At 51.0% G+C, this 21504-nt stretch carries 22 protein-coding genes; 8 read left to right on the forward strand and 14 right to left on the reverse strand.

Annotation, left to right across the window (positions count from 1 at the left end; translation table 11 throughout):
• The 5 genes from AAH187_RS05545 to AAH187_RS05565 all read right to left on the reverse strand — a co-directional run.
• The coding region (locus tag AAH187_RS05545) for a sodium:solute symporter family protein (protein WP_342347442.1) at positions 1-1538 on the reverse strand (1538 nt) is incomplete at its 3' end.
• Between the two features lie 51 nt (positions 1539-1589).
• Positions 1590-2003: a hypothetical protein gene (locus tag AAH187_RS05550; RefSeq protein ID WP_342347443.1), complete on the reverse strand. Its 414-nt coding sequence runs from the start codon at positions 2001-2003 to the stop codon at positions 1590-1592.
• Complete coding sequence (locus tag AAH187_RS05555) at positions 2000-2494, reverse strand: gamma-glutamylcyclotransferase family protein (RefSeq protein WP_342347444.1); 495 nt, start codon at positions 2492-2494, stop codon at positions 2000-2002. The genes AAH187_RS05550 and AAH187_RS05555 overlap by 4 nt, the downstream gene beginning before the upstream one ends.
• Before the next feature lie 104 nt (positions 2495-2598).
• Positions 2599-3903 (reverse strand): Npt1/Npt2 family nucleotide transporter, encoded by a 1305-nt coding sequence (locus AAH187_RS05560; protein ID WP_342347445.1) that lies wholly within the window; start codon positions 3901-3903, stop codon positions 2599-2601.
• A gap of 230 nt (positions 3904-4133) precedes the next feature.
• Positions 4134-4544: a hypothetical protein gene (locus AAH187_RS05565; RefSeq protein ID WP_342347446.1), complete on the reverse strand. Its 411-nt coding sequence runs from the start codon at positions 4542-4544 to the stop codon at positions 4134-4136.
• A gap of 793 nt (positions 4545-5337) precedes the next feature.
• Here AAH187_RS05565 and AAH187_RS05570 point away from each other — a divergent pair.
• The 3 genes from AAH187_RS05570 (at position 5338) to AAH187_RS05580 (ending at position 7429) form a co-directional block, all read left to right on the forward strand.
• Positions 5338-5934: a hypothetical protein gene (locus tag AAH187_RS05570; protein WP_342347447.1), complete on the forward strand. Its 597-nt coding sequence runs from the start codon at positions 5338-5340 to the stop codon at positions 5932-5934.
• The gene (locus tag AAH187_RS05575) at positions 5921-6880 is read left to right on the forward strand and encodes a hypothetical protein (RefSeq protein WP_342347448.1); all 960 of its coding nucleotides are present in this window, start codon (positions 5921-5923) and stop codon (positions 6878-6880) included. Before AAH187_RS05570 ends, AAH187_RS05575 begins: the two co-directional genes overlap by 14 nt.
• Positions 6881-6994: 114 nt before the next feature.
• Complete coding sequence (locus AAH187_RS05580) at positions 6995-7429, forward strand: thiol-disulfide oxidoreductase DCC family protein (RefSeq protein WP_342347449.1); 435 nt, start codon at positions 6995-6997, stop codon at positions 7427-7429.
• Here AAH187_RS05580 and AAH187_RS05585 read toward each other — a convergent pair.
• Positions 7422-8318, reverse strand: coding sequence for a metallophosphoesterase (locus AAH187_RS05585; RefSeq protein ID WP_342347450.1), 897 nt, complete (start codon positions 8316-8318; stop codon positions 7422-7424). The genes AAH187_RS05580 and AAH187_RS05585 overlap by 8 nt on opposite strands.
• Before the next feature lie 223 nt (positions 8319-8541).
• On the opposite strand from AAH187_RS05585, the gene msrA reads away from it, so the two are divergent.
• Positions 8542-9108, forward strand: a complete 567-nt coding sequence (gene msrA / locus AAH187_RS05590) for a peptide-methionine (S)-S-oxide reductase MsrA (RefSeq protein WP_342347451.1) — start codon at positions 8542-8544, stop codon at positions 9106-9108.
• A 35-nt stretch (positions 9109-9143) separates the two neighbouring features.
• On the opposite strand, the gene AAH187_RS05595 is transcribed toward msrA, so the two are convergent.
• Entirely contained in the window at positions 9144-9584 is a 441-nt protein-coding gene (locus AAH187_RS05595; protein ID WP_342347452.1) for a hypothetical protein, read from the reverse strand.
• Between the two features lie 134 nt (positions 9585-9718).
• Here AAH187_RS05595 and AAH187_RS05600 point away from each other — a divergent pair, with 134 nt between their 5' ends.
• Positions 9719-10033, forward strand: coding sequence for a hypothetical protein (locus tag AAH187_RS05600; RefSeq protein ID WP_342347453.1), 315 nt, complete (start codon positions 9719-9721; stop codon positions 10031-10033).
• Between the two features lie 31 nt (positions 10034-10064).
• On the opposite strand, the gene AAH187_RS05605 is transcribed toward AAH187_RS05600, so the two are convergent.
• From AAH187_RS05605 to AAH187_RS05615, 3 genes are all read right to left on the reverse strand, one after another.
• Positions 10065-10544, reverse strand: a complete 480-nt coding sequence (locus AAH187_RS05605; RefSeq protein WP_342347454.1) for a CDP-archaeol synthase — start codon at positions 10542-10544, stop codon at positions 10065-10067.
• A gap of 111 nt (positions 10545-10655) precedes the next feature.
• Positions 10656-11477 carry a tRNA 2-thiocytidine(32) synthetase TtcA gene (ttcA, locus tag AAH187_RS05610; RefSeq protein WP_342347455.1) on the reverse strand — a complete coding sequence of 274 codons (822 nt, stop codon included), beginning with the start codon at positions 11475-11477 and terminating at the stop codon, positions 10656-10658.
• Between the two features lie 236 nt (positions 11478-11713).
• The gene (locus AAH187_RS05615; RefSeq protein WP_342347456.1) at positions 11714-12271 is read right to left on the reverse strand and encodes a hypothetical protein; all 558 of its coding nucleotides are present in this window, start codon (positions 12269-12271) and stop codon (positions 11714-11716) included.
• Positions 12272-12630: 359 nt separating this feature from the next.
• Between AAH187_RS05615 and AAH187_RS05620 the strand changes: the two genes are divergently transcribed.
• The gene (locus tag AAH187_RS05620; protein WP_342347457.1) at positions 12631-12822 is read left to right on the forward strand and encodes a DUF2892 domain-containing protein; all 192 of its coding nucleotides are present in this window, start codon (positions 12631-12633) and stop codon (positions 12820-12822) included.
• Between the two features lie 146 nt (positions 12823-12968).
• Here AAH187_RS05620 and AAH187_RS05625 read toward each other — a convergent pair whose 3' ends face one another.
• Genes AAH187_RS05625 through AAH187_RS05640 form a run of 4 tightly spaced genes read right to left on the reverse strand, consistent with a single transcriptional unit; the run spans position 12969 to position 19647 of the window.
• Complete coding sequence (locus AAH187_RS05625) at positions 12969-14786, reverse strand: OPT family oligopeptide transporter (protein ID WP_342347458.1); 1818 nt, start codon at positions 14784-14786, stop codon at positions 12969-12971.
• A gap of 60 nt (positions 14787-14846) precedes the next feature.
• Positions 14847-16076 (reverse strand): osmoprotectant NAGGN system M42 family peptidase, encoded by a 1230-nt coding sequence (locus AAH187_RS05630; RefSeq protein ID WP_342347459.1) that lies wholly within the window; start codon positions 16074-16076, stop codon positions 14847-14849.
• A 24-nt stretch (positions 16077-16100) separates the two neighbouring features.
• Positions 16101-17837 (reverse strand): N-acetylglutaminylglutamine synthetase, encoded by a 1737-nt coding sequence (gene ngg / locus AAH187_RS05635; protein ID WP_342347460.1) that lies wholly within the window; start codon positions 17835-17837, stop codon positions 16101-16103.
• Positions 17838-17874: 37 nt separating this feature from the next.
• Positions 17875-19647: an N-acetylglutaminylglutamine amidotransferase gene (locus AAH187_RS05640; protein WP_342347461.1), complete on the reverse strand. Its 1773-nt coding sequence runs from the start codon at positions 19645-19647 to the stop codon at positions 17875-17877.
• Positions 19648-20023: 376 nt separating this feature from the next.
• Between AAH187_RS05640 and AAH187_RS05645 the strand changes: the two genes are divergently transcribed.
• Both AAH187_RS05645 and AAH187_RS05650 read left to right on the forward strand, forming a co-directional pair.
• Positions 20024-20779, forward strand: a complete 756-nt coding sequence (locus tag AAH187_RS05645) for an MBL fold metallo-hydrolase (RefSeq protein WP_342347462.1) — start codon at positions 20024-20026, stop codon at positions 20777-20779.
• A gap of 221 nt (positions 20780-21000) precedes the next feature.
• Complete coding sequence (locus AAH187_RS05650) at positions 21001-21405, forward strand: RidA family protein (RefSeq protein WP_342347463.1); 405 nt, start codon at positions 21001-21003, stop codon at positions 21403-21405.
• Positions 21406-21504 lie beyond the last annotated feature (99 nt).

Consider the following 21504-nt stretch of genomic DNA (forward strand, 5'->3'; position numbering starts at 1 on the left):
AACCGCAGTTCCTCCTGCTGTCCCGGAAGGGCCCACAATAACAGGGGCGCGATAAGAACAGACGCGGCAATACAGGCTAATTCGCCCCATGCCGTGATACGCCACCAGATCCACCGAAGCACCAACACCACGCCCATTCCCGCCCCAAGCAACAAACTGATTTGCCAGGCAGTTTGAATAGATGACAACCACGGAAGAATGCAAAGTGCAATCAACAGAATCAACAGATTACTCGCACGTGCGACCCAGACCAGTGCACGTTGGGAAGGTGCGCGCTTGAGCCAGCCTTCACAAATAAACCGGCGATAAATATCATTAGTCCAATAGGACGCTCCCCAATTCAAATGCGTATCGACGGTGGAGGCCAAGGCCGCCAACATCCCGACGACCATCAACCCTTTAATTCCTGGCGGTAACAGTTCATGAATGCCTTGCACAAAGGTAAATTCGCGATCCGCAATGAATTGGGAGCCGATGATTTCCGGGGGTGGCGGAAACACCACAAGCAATCCCAAAGCCAAGGGCAACCAGATCAAACTCCGAAGCAGCACTTGAGCCACGGTAAACACCACGGCAGCGACCCGCGCATCGTGGTCGCTGCGGCAAGCCATGGATCGTTGAGCCAAATACCCCGTCCCATCCGCATTCATTTGGAAGAGCCATTGAAACCCATAGACCAACAAAACCAGCATGGTCGCATCCCTGGCACCGAAAGGGGTAAAAGCCAGAATCTCATTCCCCGTCAGGGGATACCCAACCGAAACCGAAAACTGATTCTGAATGTATTGAGACAAGGACGCTAAGCCACCCACGTGGTCCACCACCACCCACGCAAAGGCACCGCTGGCGACGATGCCGATTCCAAATTGCACCAAATCGGTGGCAACCACACTCCGTAGCCCACCGGTGGTGGAATACAACACCGTCACAGACACAATAGCCCCGATCGACAAAAGATTATTGGCGGAACGCACCCACACATTGTCCGCTTCCAACCCGCCTACGGTAAAGGGGACACCCCCCCATTTCACGATATGAACGAACACGTCAAACAGGCCGGAGGGAAGCCACTGGTCCCAGAGAAGGAAGGGTTCCGCGAGGCGAGTGGCCGCCAACAGCACCATCGCTAACACTGTACAATTGACGATCGTACCGAAATAAATGGCTTTGATGCCCCGAAGCGCCGATGCCGCACCGTGGCCATATCGTATTTCTGTCAGCTCGGCATCGGTGAGCACCCCAACCCGACGCCAACTCGGAGCCAGGAGAAACCCCATCAAGAGAAAAGCCAAGGCAAAAATCCATAAACGCCACAGCGCAAAAATGCCAGCCGTGGCTACCAGTCCCGTGACCAACAAGGGCGTGTCAGCGGCAAATTGCGTAGCCGCCATGCTTAAGCCCGCTTTCCAGCCGGGAAGACTGCGTCCCGCCAGAAAATATTCTTCCAAATTTTGTGAAGCGACCGCCCGTTCCCGAAACCCCGCTTGCAGGGCATAGAGAATAAAAGCTGCAAGAATCGCCCAATCCCAACCAGTCATAGTTTTTGGCTCATCAGGATTGGGTGTTCTGTGAAGAAAGATGCATTCGGCCTATTGAACAAAGTTTCCGAATTTCCAGCCAATCACCGGCAACATTAATCCACCAACCACAAGAACAAACCCAAGCCCCATCACACTCCATCCGACGAGCATAGCCCGATCCCCTAAAATGACCGGCGTCTCGGCCCGGAATCCCATTCCCGATGGAGGCCACTGCTGCGTCACACAAATCCTTGATCCGATATACATGACATACGCCCCCATTCCTACCGCCGGCATACCAGCCAGCATTGTCGCAACAAGAACCCACATCCCGACTTGGTGTCCCATCGCATCGATGGATGGGAATTCCGGCTTGGTCACCTGCGAGAGATACTCCATCGTGAAATAGACCAGAGCCCCACCAAAAATGATCAGCGTGACAAGCATCACCAGCAGGACCGGGCTCTTGAAAGACTTCATCATATTTGAGAGTTCAGCGGGGGATCCGTTAACTTCCATAATGTTTGTTTGCGACATTCCTGTAAGCCCTCTGATGTAATCGCTTCATAAAACAGGCGACAACGACTCACGTATCCATCCAAATGGACTTGGCTAAACCACTCCATCTGCCACAGTTCTGAAGAAAGCAGATGTTGCTGTTCCAGGGGTACAACATAGGCATGGGACGTCATTTTAGAGCCATCAGACCGGTAGACCTCAACTAATTCCCTCCGATAGATGGGGTCTTCAAATCTGTCCAAGAGCTCCCAAACCTGGTGGCTCAATCCGGTATACACACGACCCTGGGTCAGCGCCCCTTCTCGAACAACCATTCCAGGATAAATACGGTCAGAAAAACGAAGCTGCGCGAAACCTGGAGCTTCCGCCTTCACCCAAGACAACACCAATCCAGTCACGGCTTCCATTACCTCAGGAAATTGTAACGTCCCATAGGTAAACAAGGCATCACTCATCTCATGGCTCCAATCGAATGATCTCTGATGATCGGTCTTAAGAAGGGATTACTTATACAGGGGACACATTAAACTCCATGACAATCTTTACTCAACAAGAACCTTTATTGTCGACGGATCGCTTCGTGTCGTCGTCCAAGCCATATAGCGATGACAAGCCAAAGACTCGCGATGGGCAATGCGGCAAATGCCATGTGTGACAAGCTCATCCCCCAGCCATGGAAAACTGAGACAATCCCTGTCCCGGTCATATCGGCTCCGCGATGGACGACCGTATCGATCACGTTTTTCGCCTGGTATTTTTCCTCGCGGGGGACGACAGTAAAAAGAGTTTCTCGTGTCGGCTTGGTAATGGAAAATTCCCCGGCCCGCCGCAGCACACCAAGCCCAATCAAGACCGGCAGGACTGTTACCAAACCAAACACCCCAAATCCAACTAATGATACCATGGGCATCACGGCCAACATGATCACGACACCAAACCGGGTCAACAACCATCCTGTTGCAAAAAACTGGAGGGTGAACGCTAAGACATTGATCCCCAGATCCACAGATGCGAACAATTGCATACGATCTTCCGAACGGGGCATCAATTGGGGAATTAATATGGTTTGCTGCGAATACAAAAATGTCGACAGAATTGAATAACACATGAGATAGAGGGCAATGCCCTTCAAATAGGGCGAGCGAACAATCCTCACAACCCCTATCCACAAACTGGGAGGAATGGCCTCAGAATTCTTGATTGAAGAAAGATGGCGGTTTCCCAGATCAACACCATGATGAGAGTGATACCATTTCAGCAATGCCAACATGCATCCCACCGCGATCAATAAGAATATTGCCGACACCAATAATAATCCCGAAACCCCGACACCTTTTACCGCCATTGCCGTGATAAACGGGCCTGTCATAGCACCAAGGCTCCCACCTGCGGAAATACAGCCAAAGAGCCGAAGGGCGGCGTTAGTGGAAAACACATCGGCCATAAAACTCCAAAACACCGACACGACGAATAAATTAAACACACTCAACCACACGAAAAAAATCGGCCCAAAGGCTTGCAACCCGAATCCACTTTTCAACGCCACAAAAAATACCAAAAGATTTAGGATAAAAAAGGCATAAACCGTGGGCAGTAATCGACGAATGGTGAAATGCCCCGCGACCCAGCCAAACATGGGGATCACGGCTAGCATCGTCACAAACACAACTGAGAACAGCCACGGGAGATTATGGGCTCCGGAGAGAACTCCCATTTCATCCCGAACGGGGCGAAGGATGTAGTAGGCCGCCAGCACACAAAAAAAATAGGCAAACGACCAGATCAGCGCAGGGAGTTCGTCCCGTTCAACAGGCACTATCCGGCTGATCAACCGATGAAGAAACTGGTTAGAAGATTCCGCCATTGTGTAGAGAGTCGCCTTGGTGACTATACCTGAGGCGGATTGATGGGTACATTAAGACGAATGCCGTCCTTAGGGGATTCAGATTTCGCACCTCATGTCGCCCAAGCATACCTTTCCGATACCCATAAATAGATTTCCAGGCAAAAGGAAATGGACTTAAGAGGGAGAGGAACCGGAGTGATCGAAATGGTTGGGAGGTGAAGTCCCTAGAGTTCGAAAAAACCCAAAGATTACCGTTGGTCGGAAAGGGAGATGGACAGGAGGTGAGTTATTCTAGGGTGATCAAGGATGGCTTGCACATGCGCCAGAAGCTCCTCCTGGTCTTCGGGTCGATCAACTCGCTGATGAATGACGCATGCCAACGTATTCAACGCGGCGTGCAGCGTTTCAGATGATGCGGGAGATGGAGAAAAGCCGAGGTGTCCTAACGAGCCAAAGCAAGGCTCAGGATTGGTACTCGAATTGTCCGGCCATTCCTTCTGTGATGCCAGAAAGAAATGACAAGGCTGTTTTTGTAGCTCAGCCAGCATGTGCTCAAGATCACTCAGGATAAGGTCAAAATGCTCTGTCTGACATTCATCAGACAACGCATCAACATAGATATCTTCTCGACCCCTGCTAAAAGCCCCCAACAGAGTCATCTATGAAAGCAAACTGCTGACAAAAGGTATCCCGCAAGGCGTGTGGCTGTGATGAGTCCATCCCGACTACGCCGTTGTGGGACAGGCCCTGATTCGGCTCGGACACTTCCCTATACTCGAGAACTCCTTGTCGACATTCTTCGAGACGATTAATGAACACACCTACCGTCCCTGACTCTCACTCCTTACCTATTTGTGCAATTTGAGCTCACATGTGGAGATTCTAGGGCCGGAACCCCACTTGAATCGAGACCTAAGGACCATCTGCCAACTTAACGGGAAGCACTACTCAATCTAGAGAACGCATTGCGACAGGAATAACTAGAGCGGATCACTGAGGACGAACCATCTTCCTGCGATAGTCAAGTCTTTAACGTAGAAACTTCCAACGGCACAAGTCAACCAAGATACCCTCCCAAATCTTCAAAAATTGAAGCCTACCCCTAAGACCAACCGTAAAAATGAGTCCATCGACTCCAGCACTATAGAAACCCAGGGAGGGCGATTCGCGAAAATTCCTACTCGCCAACCGTTCTATCCTAATACATCTAAGGATTAGCCCGGCCTTGCTTCACTCTAAATCTCATAGGAAGTCGGCAACGATTCCCCTGTCTCTTCTTCCCGATTCATGAATCACCTAAACAAAATTTTTTGTCGCAACCTCATCACTATTGAGTTCTCTCACCTTTCATAAGATAATGGGCTTTCCCGTCACGTATACTTTTGTACCTTCACCTCAAGGGGGAGAGATCCACATGAATTCCACGGTCAATACCTCGCGAGGAAGGCTTTCGTGAGTAAGCGGACCATCACCCTCATTCTTGTTGTGTACTTGACCATCATTTGGGCGGCAGTCATATTTCGCATCGATTACTTTCCACTAACTTGGGTACCCATGTATAGCGTATACGAGCCCAGCGAAACCATTTCAGTCAAAGTTTGGGACAAAGACAAATATCGAAAAGGTCTCAAAGTCACTTATCGGGACGGATCAACCGGTTACGTATCCCATAAGGATCTAAATATTCCCAAACCGAATTTTCGACGATTATATTATTCGAGAATGTTTGGCACCGCCCCCCCCAAGCATAAACAGGGAAATATTGAATTGGGGACGATGAACCAATGGGTCCGCGGATTAGAGGAAGATGAGCCTCGGTTTGAGGTTGATTGGGAATGGCGAATGTTTTGGACTCTCAACAAAACATTAGGGCATGAACCATCCGACCCTAAATTTATCATTCGGATAGAGGCCGACCATCAGAAACGTGTGTATCGAAAGAAAGATTTACTGCGAAAGGACCTCATCAACGTTCAAATTGACACTCGACAAGCCTTGATCGAATGGCATGACGAATGGCTGCCAAGGTGGGAACATGGCATTCTGTAACCTCATCAGCCGTGGCTGGAATCAATTTTTCTTTAGAGGATTTTCGGGAGAAAGCCTTGGTCTGTTGCGGCTGTATATTGGATGCGGGCTACTGTTTTTCCACACCTATCAATTCGCCACAGTCCTGACTCTCAACCCGACCGGCTCCAGAAATTATTTCCTGGACCCCATTTGGTATTTCCATCTGCTTGGGATTCAATACCATATCCCTGCCCTGTCGTTTATCGTCTATGCACTCCTGATGAGCGCCACGGTCGGTATGATCATGGGGAAATGGACCCGGACATCAATTCTTGTCGTTATCCTCGGTATTTTTTATTTAAAGGGGGTGAGAGACAGCTTTAGCGGCGACGTCCATCATCGCTACATCATTCCCATGCAAATGCTTTTCCTATTTCTGCTCTCCAGATGCGGAGAAGTCCATTCTCGTGACTCACACCATGGCACACACCCTCCCGTCAAGGAATGGGAGGCCAGTTGGCCCATCAAAATGATGCAACTCTATGTCGCTCTATTTTATTTTTGGAGTGTCATTGCCAAAGTGAGGGTCAGCGGATGGGAATGGTTTTCCGGCGAAGGCCGAATCCAGGAGGTGCTGATCAAACGCTCTGTCCGATGGGGCATGACAGGCGAAGGGGAACTTGTCAAAAACAGCTTAAGCTTTGAGCTGGCGCAACGCCCAGACCTTATTCAGATTTTCTCCCATCTGGTGCTTGCGTTCGAACTCGGGTTCCCATTGATCCTCTTCATTAAATCGGTCAAGCTGCGGGCCCTCTTTCTGTCCGGCGTCATTGTTTTCCACATTTCCTCCTTTATCCTCATGGATGTCAATTTTTTGTTAATCCCGTTTGTCTATCTCATTTTTTTCGATCTTGTTCCCATCCATCAATGGCTCCAAGTCCATGCATGGGGACTCTTCAAACGTCGGCCTTCCATGGCTGGTTAGGCTCTACCGCCTTAGAAAACCTATATGAGTCTCATGTACTATAATATAAGGAAAGTTATTCATTGCCGACTGACCGGCACAAAGTAAAATGCGATCAGAGAAAAGGGCAGGTACGTGAAACAGGGATCTCTAGTCCAATCTCATGAATGGGGCCAGCACGAGAAGGTGATTGTCTTTGACGGGGTGTGTAATTTTTGCAATGGGTTTGTCAATTTTGTCCTCAAGCGGGATTCCAGAGGATTATTTAAATTCGGAACCCTTCAATCCCAACCTGCCCAAGCCATTCTCACTCAGCTACACCTTTCGACCCAGGATTATGAAACCTTTTTACTGCTGGAACACGGGAACGTCTTCACAAAATCCACTGCTGCCCTCAAAATTCTTCGCTGCCTACCCGGGGCTTGGCCCTGGCTATATGCCTTCATCATTATTCCCCGGCCTCTTCGGGATATGGTGTACGGTTTCATCGCCCGGCATCGCTATCAATGGATGGGGAAATCGGACACGTGCCGTGTGCCTACTCCCACAGAACGAGCCAGATTTATTTAGGAAATCCTGATTGGCTTCCTGACGCATCAGTTTCTACCGACGACGCCCCTTCACCCTCTCCGCCTTCTACCAAGATTGATGGCGTAAACAGTTCCTCAAGGTCGAAGCTCTCTTGAATACGCGGATCGCCATACTCGGCAGAACCCGTAAGAACCCGCAGATTTGGTCGCAGATGGGCGATCCCGGCGTGATGGGTGTGGCCGCACAAGACAGTGATCTGACAATCCGGGCGGTCTCGGGATGCGCGCAGCAACACCTCACCGACTGCCTGGCAGGCAAAATACGGAAGCCAGTCATCGGTGCCCATTTTTCCCTGATACCAGCAAGCGTCCTTAAACGGCGGGACATGCGTCAGACAAATGACGCGCTGATAGGAGGCCAAGGCCTCCTCCAATCCCTCCCGCAAATAGCCAGCCGCCTCATCCCCCAACGCACGCAGTTTGTCTAACACCGCCTCTCGATCTAAGCCCTGAAAATCCGTGATCAACTCCTGATCACTGAGCCTGACCGGCGACAAATGATAATTCCCATAGCGCCCGTCTCCCCACCCATCATGCCCGACCAAGGCCGTCGTCGGAGTCAATTTGACCAACCCTGCTGTCGAAAGATAGATAAGTCCTGGCTGAACCTGGCAGGAGTGCTTCAGACTGCTTCGAACTTGGGAAATCGAACCATAGTAAAAATCATGATTCCCCAGAACGAAATACAGCGGCACTTGAATGGCTTGCCACATTTCATGGAGCAGATGCGTCAGTGAGGGAGCCTCAGCAATGTCTCCGGTCACAAACACGGCGTCCGGCTGTTGGGCACGAATGGACGAAAAAAATACGCCTCGTCCCTCCGCACCCAGAAAATTCAAGTGGATGTCCGTCGCCCACACAACCCGCATGTGCCCCGCTCCTCCCATCCCAACTCAACCGTCTGAAAAAAATCCTCCAAGACTATAAAGAGGCCTAGCAGAAAGTAAAGCGAAGGATTTCAAGAAGAACGTTACTCTGGTATATCAACAGTGGAACAAGCAGTGGCCCAAGAAACCAGGTCGTGGTATAAATCTAAAACAATACGCGTCGATCGCAGCACTTTAGCTTTTCTTCATGAGCAAGGAGTAACCCATGCCTGACTCGGTCACAGCGTCATCAACAGGAAAAGAACTCGCCACCCTGGGTGGCGGTTGCTTCTGGTGCTTGGAAGCGGTATTCGATCAGGTGAAGGGTGTCGAGTCCGTAGAGTCCGGCTATATGGGTGGTGGTCGCCCCAATCCAACGTATGAGGCCGTCTGTGGCGGAAATACGGGACATGCCGAAGTGATTCAAATCACTTTTGACCCGAAGATCATCACCTATCGGGAACTCCTGGAAATCTTTTTCGGCATCCATGACCCCACCACGCTGAACCGACAGGGAAATGATGCGGGCACCCAGTACCGCTCCGCCATTTTCACCCATTCATCCAAACAAGACACGACCGCACAGGAAGTCATTCGCACGCTGACGGAAGCCAAACTGTTCGATGATCCCATTGTGACCCAGGTGGAACCGGCTTCACCCTTTTACATAGCCGAAGACTATCACCAGGAATATTTTGTGCAAAACCCGTCACAACCTTACTGCGCCTACCTCATCAACCCCAAAGTGGCGAAGTTTCGGCAACGCTTTTCCGACAAACTGAAAGCCTCCTGAGTGCCAGGCGGTGAACGGCTTGAAAGTCGTTCTTCTCAGCGACCAGAGAATAAATGTGAAAACGTATCGCGCAGGCCACCCCACAGATCCGGTCGTAAGGTCACCTGATGGGCATACACGACAATTGGCCTTCCCGGAAAGCAAAAAGGTCGTCCAGCCCTTTCAGTAGCAACCGGTTCCGCAATCATCGAGCCCACTGAGGGGATACCCATTTTCTGCACCACTAACTGCACGCGGGGCTCGAGGACACAGGTCTCGGGATTTGGTCCAACCTCATCACCATCGGAAGTCATGACCCGTACACGATGACGATCCGTAACAAAAACCACGTCCCCAACTTTGGCAGGCCCATCCGGCCCCATGGAGAAAAGAATCACCGGTACCATGAGGACAGCAAAAACCGCCAAGCCGATCGACATAAGGGGGGTCCGGGAATTGATCGAAGGTTCTTCTTCCGATGAGGGGTCCACATTCATCAGGATTTCACAATCTCACTGTGATGGAGTTGTTGTCACACTCCAGAGCGAAAACATTCTAAACCTATTCTCACCTAAAACTACCGAGCAGGAGTTATGATGGGGTGGAGTGAGAACTTCGAGAAGGCTGTACAATGACCTTTGAGGAATTACGAACTCGTTGGCCATGGCGACCCATTCGAAACTGTCCTGGGCGGCTTGTCTTACCAAGATTGGAGCCCCCCGTTTCCTTTGAAATGCTTATAGGCATCCCCTTGCCATATTCCCCTCAAACCTTTTCCAGCCCTGAGGCCAAAGATCGAGTACTCGTCTGGCCGCTAGACGACGGTGGACTTATTGCCTACGAACAGCCGGATGGGCGCTTGATCCATACCCTCAATACGCCTGCGGGATTTAGCCGGAAACTTGGTCAATTGGGAATTACCCTGGCCGAGACCAAAAATCTTTAGTAGGAATAAGTTCATCAGTTGGAACACATAATTAATGCGGATTTTTACGAATGCGGAATTTATATAAGATTGGAGATATAACCAGTTCGAAAACCATAAACGCACCTACGGTGGCCATTATGCCGATAGCCGATAACGACAGGGGGGCCCATAGCCCCAACAGGGGCAAAAGGCTTTCCGGAATTTGGTCCAAGCCCAAGGCCATCCCCCCTGAGTCATAGCCCAATCGTCGCTTGATAAAACTGGAGAGGCAGTCCCCCGTCATCGCTAACCCTCCGGTTATCAGCCCTATCTCCCATGGCAGACCCAACACATCCGCCGCCAAGACCGAGCCCACCAATGAAAAGGCCACACCTCGATATGTTTTCGAGGGTCCCAACAATGGCTGCCCATCGAGGAAGGTCGCTCCCCCATCAAGAGGAGTACTCCATCGCCCTTTCATAAGCAGCCGCCCAAAAATCGGGGCGGCATTGGCCGCCATAATTAACAAAAAAATCTGGAGATAGACCATTTAGGATGCTCGGCGAAAACCGCACACACAGGAGGAGCGAGGGAATGCACACCATCAAATGAGATCGGGCAAGTCGGTCGTCATTCGAACCGGAACCACCGTCAGGCCAATCTACGATTCAGGATAGCGAAAGGCCTGAAAATCAAACAATTGTCGATCGAGGAGATGACTGGGTATGACCTTGGACAACGCGGCAAACATACTGTCTCCCGAGCCCGGATACCGGGTATCCCATTCCTGTAGCAGAGCCTTCACTTCTTTGCGTTTTAAATTTTCCTGGGAACCACACAGGTCGCAGGGAATGATGGGAAAATTTCTCATTTCCGCATAGCGGGCCAATTCAGCTTCTTTCACATACGCCAAAGGGCGGATCACCACATGTTTCCCATCATCAGATCTCAGTTTGGGTGGCATGCTTTTGAGCGTTCCATTAAACAACAGGTTCAACAACAACGTCTCCATCATATCGTTGCGGTGATGGCCAAGAGCAATCTTGGTCGCTCCCAACCGTTCCGCCAGCCCGTACAGAATGCCACGACGCAGCCGTGAACAGAGCGAGCAGGTCGTCTCGCCTTCGGGAATCAACCGTTTCACCACCGAATAGGTATCGCGTTCTTCAATATGAAACGGCACCCCAAGCCTCATGAGGTAGTCCGGCAACACATGTTCAGGAAACCCCGGTTGTTTCTGATCCAAATTAACGGCAATCAGTTCATAGGACACTGGAGCGCGAGACTGCATGGACATCAACACATCCAACATCGCATAACTGTCCTTCCCTCCGGAAAGGCACACCATGACCCTATCGCCTGCTTCAATCATGCTGAAATCGGCAACGGCCTGTCCCACCATTCGGCACAGTCGGGTATGAACCTTCTCGCTGGATCCGGTCAGATGGGACAAAGGTTGGATGGGTCGAATGTCTTGCAGCATAGCTTCGTCTCTACTCCTCAGTTTTTAAAAAAGTTTATTCGTTTATTCACAGGGAAGTAGAACCCCTCTGCAAACGCCACAAGCCGCATTCTACCTTCGGAAACCGTAAAAGAGATAGACAGTAATGACGGGACCAACCCAACGAAATGATGGGAGACCAAATGAAGACCGTGGCACATTCCCCAGCCGGGGTTACGTCAGGGAGTGGGGACTGGCTGAAGCGGAACCAGGCATCGTCAGATCTTTCGTTTCGTTTTTCCCACCCTGGACGGGTGGCCTGTTCCCCAAGCGGAAGTGTCGACCAACGATAAGACTTGAGATGCTAAACTGGCTTCACGACCATAAAAGCCTTTGGTATGGAAGGAGTCTTTCAGGCCTAAACAATCATAATCCAAATGATGACACAGCTCATGAAGCAAGGTGCGCAGAAACGTGCGGAACGCTACGACCTGATGCCGTTTAGCCGTGCGCATCCACACTTGAATACGCGGGATCCGCCGTCCTTCCATGGGATAATACAGACCATACAGTTCCATCCGGGGATTGGAGGGTCGGATATCCAATAATTCAAATCGAATTGGTCGAATATGCAGTTGGCTTGTTAACCTGTTCAGAAGGCGTTGAGTCCATTTTTGCGTACGCAAATGACTTTCGGCCTGTAAAGCCTCAAATATTTTCCGTACGACAGGTCGAACGACAGAAACATTGGGCAATTGAAAATCCGACACCTTGTCGCTTGCCCGATAGATCCGCTTCGCCTTGGCGTTAAGCTGGTGGTAATAGCCGAAAGGCATGTCTTGGTCTCCATTCTGCTTAGTGAAGGTCTTCAAGCACCCCAAAGAGTAGCACCCCTTGAACCTGGCAGAATAGACGGGAGATCTACTGAGATAAATCATGAAATTATGCTTTACTTTCAAAGAATTGCCTATTAATTAATCAACCTGAAAACAACAAAAAAGTAGACCAAACTACGTATTATTAAAAAAAAAGTACATGGAGTTGGACTCCTCCCATCCGCTCCTCATTTTAAGAAATACGGAACTAAAAAAATGTGGCGGCTTGGTAGCCACCGGGAAACAGGAAAAAACCCTGTGGGGCAAGAAGGAGACCGGGAGACAATGAACGAACATATCAACAAACAGGAGGAGAGAAGATGAAGCGAAAACGCCAACTCCATGACGGAATCGCCGGTGCGCTCATTACCGCAGGCGTCGCACTCGGCTATTACGTGAATCCTTTGTGGTTGTTCCTTCCGGGAATCCTTGGAGTCACACTGCTACAAAGCGGGTTCACCGGATTTTGCCCGGTCTATTTTATTCTCGACAGAACCTGTCCTGAGGAATAAAAGCAGATCAGATATCAGCGAGAGATGGTCAGGCATGACCAACCTTGGTTTTGGGAGGAAAAGGAGAAACCGGCTTTGAAGTGGTGAGACGAGAGCAAGGACACAACGACCTTCAACAGTCTCTGTGAACTTTTATTTGAATCAGCTCAAAACAATATTTTAACAAGAACACTCGCCACACCTGCGAGGCTTTCACCAGCGACGAGCCCGGCTGCCAGCGCTATTAAAAATCGTTCCGCCCAGGTTTTCGCATACCTCATCAAAAAGGCTCCAAGAAGGGCACCGAGAAAGAGGGACAGTGAGTTCCAGGCAGGAATGACAAACGCCAGTCCCATCGTCGAGGCGCTGGGGATCCATCGGCTGATGGATGGTGGGAGAGATTGATCGAGAACAACCATCCCCACGCCTAATAGACCCGCAATGCCCATGGCCAACAGACTTCCCTGAGGAATGGATTCACTCCCGAGTTGAAAGACTTCCGCGACGGCCTTCCATGTGGCAACGGCAGGAGCCGGCCATTCAATGGTAAGCAGCATGGATTGAGGATCAGGAATGAGCACCAGATACACCGCACTGCCCACCAGAGAGCCGGTTAACACTCCAAAAATTTGCGCCAGGGTTTGAAAGCGCGGCGACGCGCCGAGGAGCAGACCAGTCTTTAAATCGTGAAGGAGGTCCGCACATTGACCAGCCGCTCCACCTGTGACATTGGCTGCCATCAGATTCGTCGTGACATTACCAGGAATGAGGAAACCAAACGTGAGCTGTGTGACTTTCCCCATAGCACCGATTGGCGTAATTCCGGTTTCTCCTGATACTCGTCCCGCCACAATGGCCAACACAAATGAGAGAAGGACCGCAAGGATCGAAATACCAATTGAAATGTTGAATAAAGTTATCTGGGTCAACACCCCAAATACCAAAGAAACGCACAGTCCGATCACAAACCATTGACGTGGAATGGCATGGGGATCATTCGGAGTTACCAGTGATGTCGGGATTTTTCGAGAAAGTATGGCGCCGGTCACCATTGACCCCCAAGAGCAAGCAAAAGACGTGAGCGAGGCCATGACCATTAGGGTTACCCCCGGCCAAAGCAACCATCCCACCATGGGTCCGAACCAATAGCCGTCGGACGTCAGGGTTTCCGCAGGAATCCAGCCTTGAGTTAAGACCCAAGGACCAATGATGCCCCAGGCGAGAATCGCTCCAATGAGCAGGGACAGTCCTGCGCGAAGACCGATAATGGCCCCGAAACCCACCATCAGGAGCGAGGGATCGAGCACGAATCCGAGATTTGAAAATGATACGGTGGACAGCCCGGTCTTGTTGAGCGGGCCCTTGAGTGGAATGGCCAGACCGGTTGCTATTTTAGGTATCGTCAGAATGGCTTCGTTGAAAATTTTTATGATTCCGGCAATACCACCAGCCGTGAGTAGAACTTTCACACGAGCCAGGGCTTCCCCGCCTTTCCCATAAATTTCTCTCACGGTTTCTGCTGTGGCAACTCCGGCGGGAAACGGCAACTCGTCACGGATAAGCATCTGTTGCCGGAGACCGACCGCAACCACAATACCAATCAGACTGACCGAGAAGACCCAGACAGAGAGTAAAGACCAAGGCAATTGCTCGCCAGTCAACATGGCTAAGGCGGGAATCGGAGCCACCAACCCTGATGAGATAATGGATGCAGCCGAAGATGCCGTAGTTTGATTGATATTATTTTCAAGAAGGCCCCAGCGCTCGGTGTGTGCGGTTGTTTCGAATATTTTCCAGAAAGCATAGCTGAGCAAGGCCGCGGTGATGGACATATTAAATGTCCAGCCAATCTTCAGCCCGCTATAGATATTGCAGGGAGTGAGGAGAGCACCCAGGACCATCCCCGTGGCAATAGCACGAATCGTCAACTGTGGATTGGTCGTATCGGGTGGAGGAAAGGTAGGTGTGGGTGAAAGAGAAGGCATCAAGCCAGATAGGGTAATGACGAGAACATCGGCAAAAGGAGTGTATCTAACATACCGTCATTAGTCGTCAGTCGCTGAACGCAATGGGTCATGTTGGTGCTCACCATGCCGTCTGACCATGTCCTCAAGATTTTGGGGAAAAGAAGTTTCTTCAATCGGTTGAGTAGGGAAATCATTATCGGACCCTAACGTATCGCGATCTCTCCAAAACACGGGTTCATTTTGCATATACACGACTAGTAACTTCGCAATGGCCTCGAGTCCGCTCAGATGAGTCCGCTCATATCCGTGAGAGGAATCGACCCCAAACGTGAGGAGGGCGGTCCGAATATCATTCCCGGCCTCTACGGCCGACGCACTGTCACTTCGGTAGTCACAAAAAATGTCCCGTTGAAATGGAATGTCATGATCCACACATAAGGCGATGAGCCGCCTGACCAGATGATAATCAAAAGGCCCGGCTGAATCGGCCATGGCAATCGTCGCGCCAAATTCACTCGAAGCTTGAAAAGGCGCGGGGGTACCGTTATCAATCGTGATCATTTCGGCCACATCACCATGTAAGATCGCTGATGCCCCGGAACCGACCTCTTCTGAAATCGTAAACAGTAAATGGCAATCCACAGGGAGGGCGACCCCGGTTTCAAGGATGGATTTGGCAGCAGCCAGGATGGTGGCCACTCCGGCTTTATCATCCAAATGCCGCGAGTTGATAAATCCATTGGGACCGATTTCAGGTGAGGGATCAATGGCAATGAAATCACCAATGTGAATCCCGAGTCGTTGGAGGTCCTGCTCAGTCGATAAGGGTTGAATACGTCCATTGACGTCGGTAACTGTTTCATCGAGTCGAATTTCCAGATTCTTCCACGACACCGGTTGCGTATCAATCTCGTCACCATAGGTGTGCCCGGAAGCTTTCAGAGGCAGGATGGTGCCACGATGCATACTGGTATCGGAAAAGACGGTCACACGCGCACCCTCGGCAAATCGACTGGACCAGGATCCGATTGGCACAATGGTCAGCCGGCCGTTGTTTTTGAGCCATTTGACCAGAGCCCCCAGGGTGTCCAGATGAGCCACAATGGCTCGATCAGGCGTACTGACCTTTCCCGCCATTGTGGCGCGAATCGCTCCGCGCCTGGTGAGTTCGAAGGGAATTCCTAATTGCTTAAGTTCACCCGACACTGCATGGACAATTTGATCGGTATAGCCGGTCGGACTCGGAATCGCCAATAATTTTTTAAGAATATGCAGGAGATACTGAGTGTCAATTTTGAATTCGATCATACAATCCCCTATCACCCCGAAGGGCTACTTCAATTTTGTGGGTGTCTTGGTTTGAGGAAACAACAGGTCGATAAATCGTTCCGCCGTCGGCTGCGGTTCATGGTTAGCGAGACCGGGTCGCTCGTTGGCTTCAATAATGACGTAGTCAGGCTTGGAAATCGATGTGACGATAAAATCAAATCCCACCACAGGGATAGCCAGCGCTTTGGCACCAACCACCGCCGCGGTGGCTAAATCGGGATGAAGCTTTCCGGTCACGTCATGAATGGTTCCTCCCGTATGGAGATTGGCTGTCTTACGCACCGTGATGGTTTTGCCTTTAGGCAAAATCTTTTTTAGAGTATAGCCGCCCTCCTTGACACACCTCCTGGTTTCTCCGTCCAGAGGAATTCGACTCTCTCCGCCGGTCAATCGTGCCCGTCGCTGACTCTGCCGGTCAATCAATTCGGCAATCGTATGATGGCCCGTCCCCGTGATTCGTGGTGGTCGTCGAACGGCAGCGGCAACCACTTCATAATTAATCAGCACAATGCGTAAGTCCTCGCCCTTCACATATTGTTCCAGAATAACGTGATCACCGGATTTGCCTGCAAGGGTGATTGCGGACTCCACTTCCTTCACCCTACGCACATCCACACTCACGCCGGCTCCCTGTTCCCCCATCGCCGGCTTAACAACAATCGATTGATACTGTTCAAGAAATTTGCCGTTGTGCTTCCGCCCATTGGCCTCCATCTGAGCTGGAACGGATAGGCCGGCTTCCCGTAGCACCCGCCGCGTGAGGGTCTTATCCGCACAACGGCTCATCGCAATCGCCGTGGTCAATTCGGACAACGATTCCCGACAGGTGATGGACCGGCCCCCAAACGTCAAGCTGAAGTACCCCTTTTCGGCATCCAGGACATCCACGTCGATGCTTCGACGTCTGGCCTCGTTGACAATAATGGTGGCATAGGGGTTGAGACGTCGATCCGGTGAGGGACCTGCAAATAATTTTTCATTAATGGTATTTCGCGTTTTCACCGCAAACACAGGAATTCGTCCAAATCCCAGTTTCCGGTAAAGCGCAATGGCTTCATGATTGTCATGCAGCACCGAGAGGTCCACATAGCTGCACCCTCGGGCTTTCATACGTTCGGCCACTTGACGGATCAAGGCCTCCCCCACTCCCGGATGGTGAGCTTGAGGGTCAACAGCCAGACTCCAGATGCTACTGCCTTTTTCGGGATCGTCAAAAATCAGGCGATGATTCACACCTAAGATGACGCCAATCACTTCATTGGTAGCCTGGTCTTTGGCGAGAAGATAGCAGAGTTTTTGCGAGCGGCGATGCCTCATGAGGACATCAAGGTCGGCAGTGACCATGCCCCGCGCTGCATAGATCCGGTTCAAAGCCGTCACATCAGCCTCGGACTGGATGGGGGTCATCACCAGGCCCGATTTCTGATTTGCGACCGATTGATAATCAGCTAACCACAATCGAAACGTATGGGAAGGATCCAGAAAGAGCTTATGAGGGCGCAGGGCCAAGACCACATGAGGATCCTGAAAATAAAAGGCAATATCCCGGTGGCCGGGCCGTTCTTGCAGCAGAGTGGAGGCCACCTCTTCCGGGCCACTAAAGGTGTGGGCAAAAATGAGCCGCCCCCAGCCACAGTCCAGCACGACTTTTGGCTTCACCCGCCGACCCTGGTAGGTCGCCGGCCCAACTTCCCAGTTTTTTACCGTCGGCCCCATGGGTCGCTGACGGGAGCTCGTCATGTGAAGAGCCTGCGGGGTCTTCACAACATCGCGATCCTTAGATGCCATGGGACTGAAGCCACAGTTCCAATAACCCAAGCTGCCAGAGCTTTGACCCACGCAACGGCGTGAGATGATCATCCGGATTCTTTAACAATTCATCAATATAGCCGCGCTGAAAGATTTCACGGTTCTGACTGGTCTGTGACAAAAGCGCCTCTTTCACCATGTCCAGATAAGGACCCCGCAGATATTTTAAGGCAGGGACGGGGAAGTACCCTTTGGGACGATCAATGACTTCGGAAGGGATCACCCGGCGTGCGACTTCTTTCAGAATGCCTTTTCCCCCTTGCGCAATTTTCATTTCGGCCGGCACTCGCGCGGCCAATTCAACGACTTCATGATCTAAAAACGGCACTCGCGCTTCCAAGCTCCATGCCATCGTCATGTTGTCGACACGCTTGACCGGATCATCGACTAACATAATGGTTGTATCAAGCCGTAGGGCCTTATCAATCGGTCGAGAAGCTCCCGGTTGGGAAAAATGCTTCTCCACAAAACGCTGACTATGATCGTCCTCGTGAAACCGTGGATGAATGACTTGAAGAAATTCTTTCTGGTCGCGATCAAAAAACACCTGGCGATAGTCATCAATGGGATGTTGACTGTTCAATAGTGGAGGATACCAGTGATATCCTGCGAAAATTTCGTCGGCGCCCTGACCACTTTGCACCACTGTCACATGCTTGGACACTTCTTTAGAGAGCAAATAAAACCCGATGGCATCGTGACTGACCATGGGCTCAGACATGGCATGAATGCAACCTGGCAGGTTGGGCAGTACGTGTGTCGTATCCACGGGAAGCTTGTGGTGACGGGTAGAAAATTCGGTGGCAATGATATCGGAGTAGGAGAATTCGTCCCCTTTTTCCTCTGCTACGGTTTCAAACCCGATAGAAAAGGTATTCAGGCCGGTGGCACCTTCAGCTGCCAACAGCCCCACGATGAGGCTCGAATCCAACCCGCCGGACAGGAGAACCCCGACGGGCACATCCGCAATAAGCCGGCGGCGGACAGCGGAACGCAGGACCTCATACAGCCGGTCTTGCCAGTCTCGTTCCTTCCACGTTCTTTCCTCTTCTCGCGGATCGAAGGAGAGTTGCCAATAGTGATGCTGGCGTCGGGCTCCCGTTGGCTCGATGACCATCATGGTGCCGGGCGCTAATTTTCGAATGCCTTTCAGCAAGGTGTGTGGTGCAGGTACCACCGCGTGAAACATGAAATAGTGATGAAGCGCCACGGGATCCATTTCCATGGAGACGTTTCCTCCTGCTAGGAGAGCCGGGAGGGTCGATGCGAATCGAAACTGTTGCGACGTTTCAGTGAAATAGAGCGGTTTAATACCCAAACGATCACGTGCCAAGACAACCCGCTCTGAATCCCTTTCCCAAATGGCGAACGCAAACATGCCGTTTAAGCGGTGAATGAATTCTTCCCCCCACGCATGGTAAGCCTTCAGAATAACCTCGGTATCCCCATGAGAGAAAAAGGTATAGCCTTTCCCTTCCAGCTCTTTTCTCAATTCCTTGTAGTTGTAAATCGCACCATTAAACACAATACCAAGCCCAAGCTTTGCATCCACCATGGGTTGCTGAGAAGCCTGGGTCAAGTCAATGACTTTGAGACGTCGGTGCCCGAACCCTAACCGGCCTTGAACGTACAGCCCTGCTCCATCCGGGCCACGGCTGGTCATGGTGGCATTCATAGCCATCAAGGACTTCGGATCGACGGGGTCACCTGAAAAATTAATCTGGCCTAAAATTCCGCACATGTGCTCATCTTCCTTTGATCATCTGAAAATTCTCGTTGCCGTACTTGAAATAGTTGATGATCCCATATATTCACAAGCATCCCGAGCTCATCCGCTCCGAAGGAGCATGCCCTTATCAAGGATTGTCCTTTTAGGAATTGGCCCATTGTAAACGGGAATTGTTGTCTAGGGGACGGGAAAATTTACCCTAATAATTAATCTCGACTTTGTCAAACGGGTCTGAAGGATATGCTCCCATCAGAGGACAAAAAATTAGCTGTGCGAAAGGCGCCTTCTGCGTGATATTTTCAATCATGAAGAAAACATCTGTGCGAGGCTCCCGACAACATTCTCTTTAACAGAGAGTGTTGTTGCACACCCCTGGAGAACAGGAGACATGATGAAGGACATGACCAGAGTAGCGGAGATTGCACCCGATCACTATGCAATCTCGATCTATGTGCCGGAGTTCAATCTCCGGTTCAACCATTTTTTGATCAAGGACGAGGAGCCACTGCTGTTTCACACCGGGATGAAGCAGATGTTTCCGTTGGTGCGTGACGGAATCGCGCGCGTCCTAGATCCGGCCACCATTCGATGGATCTCGTTCAGCCATTTCGAAGCAGACGAATGTGGGGCGCTCAACGAATGGCTGGCTGTGGCTCCACGCGTGGAACCGGTGTGCGGTTTGGTCGCAGCGCTGGTCAGTATCAACGATTTCGCCGTTCGCCAAGCGCGCGTGTTGGCGCATGACGAAATCCTGAAAACTGGAAAATATCGGCTGCGGTATCGCCAGACCCCTCACGTTCCGCATAACTGGGAAGCAGGCCTCCTGTTCGAAGAAGTCACTTGCACGTTGCTGTGCTCGGATTTATTCTCTCATGAAGGAGACGTGGAGGCGGTGACCGAATCGGATATAGTCGAACGCGCCAAGCGGGCCTTGATCGAAGGTCAGAACGGCGCATTTGCCAATGCCTATCCCTATACGCCGCTGACCGGACCTATCCTGCATGGGCTCGCAGATCTCCGGCCGAAGCAGTTGGCGCTCATGCATGGATCCGCATTTGTAGGAGACGCTGAACAGGCGCTACGGGACCTGGCAGGAACCATGCGGGAAGTGTTGGGTCAGAGCGCAGAAAGTTCTTCTCAATAACCACTTACGGACGTCTCTACCGTCGGGTGTCGAAGGGTGGTCATATCGATTTGGAGAGTTCGGGCTCGGCCTAAGCAGTGATGCGATTCGACACACCGATACCAAGCGGAATTAATGACCTCCGAATAGATATACTGAACAATCTTCGTGTGTCCTGAATTGGCAATCCCAGAACCAAGGGGGTTATTGAGATATTGTTCAACATCTTTTAGGAGACGCTCATGAACATTACACAAATCCGGATCGACCCCGATCCCTATGAGTCCTATCGTCTTTCACAAGGTTATCGGGTCGGGGATCTGCTCTTTATCTCAGGTCAGACTGCCATCGATTCGAACGGTCGCATCGTCGGCGCAGGCAACTTTGATGTCCAAGCACGACAGGCATTCGATAATCTCGAGCGGGTGCTCCGTGCGGGAGGATCGAGCTTACGGAACGTCATCAAAGTGACGATCTTCCTGACCGACATGACCCATTTCGATAAAATTGTGGAACTTCGCGGTCAACGGTTTACAGCTCCTTATCCAGCAGACACCATCGTGGAAGTCCGCTCGCTTTACTCCCCGGACGCGATGATTGAGATTGAAGCCATTGCCGTAGCCGATTCTGCGGCCGATTGGAAATAAGGGTCATTCGGGTAAAATAATCTGAGCTGGAATATTTTGAGAATAATGTCCCCAGTGGCAATCGTCTAAAAATCTGTTGCCGCGAATATGAATAGATCC

This window comes from uncultured Nitrospira sp. (assembly GCA_902500695.1).
In the GTDB taxonomy this organism is placed as follows: Bacteria; Nitrospirota; Nitrospiria; order Nitrospirales; family UBA8639; genus Nitrospira_E.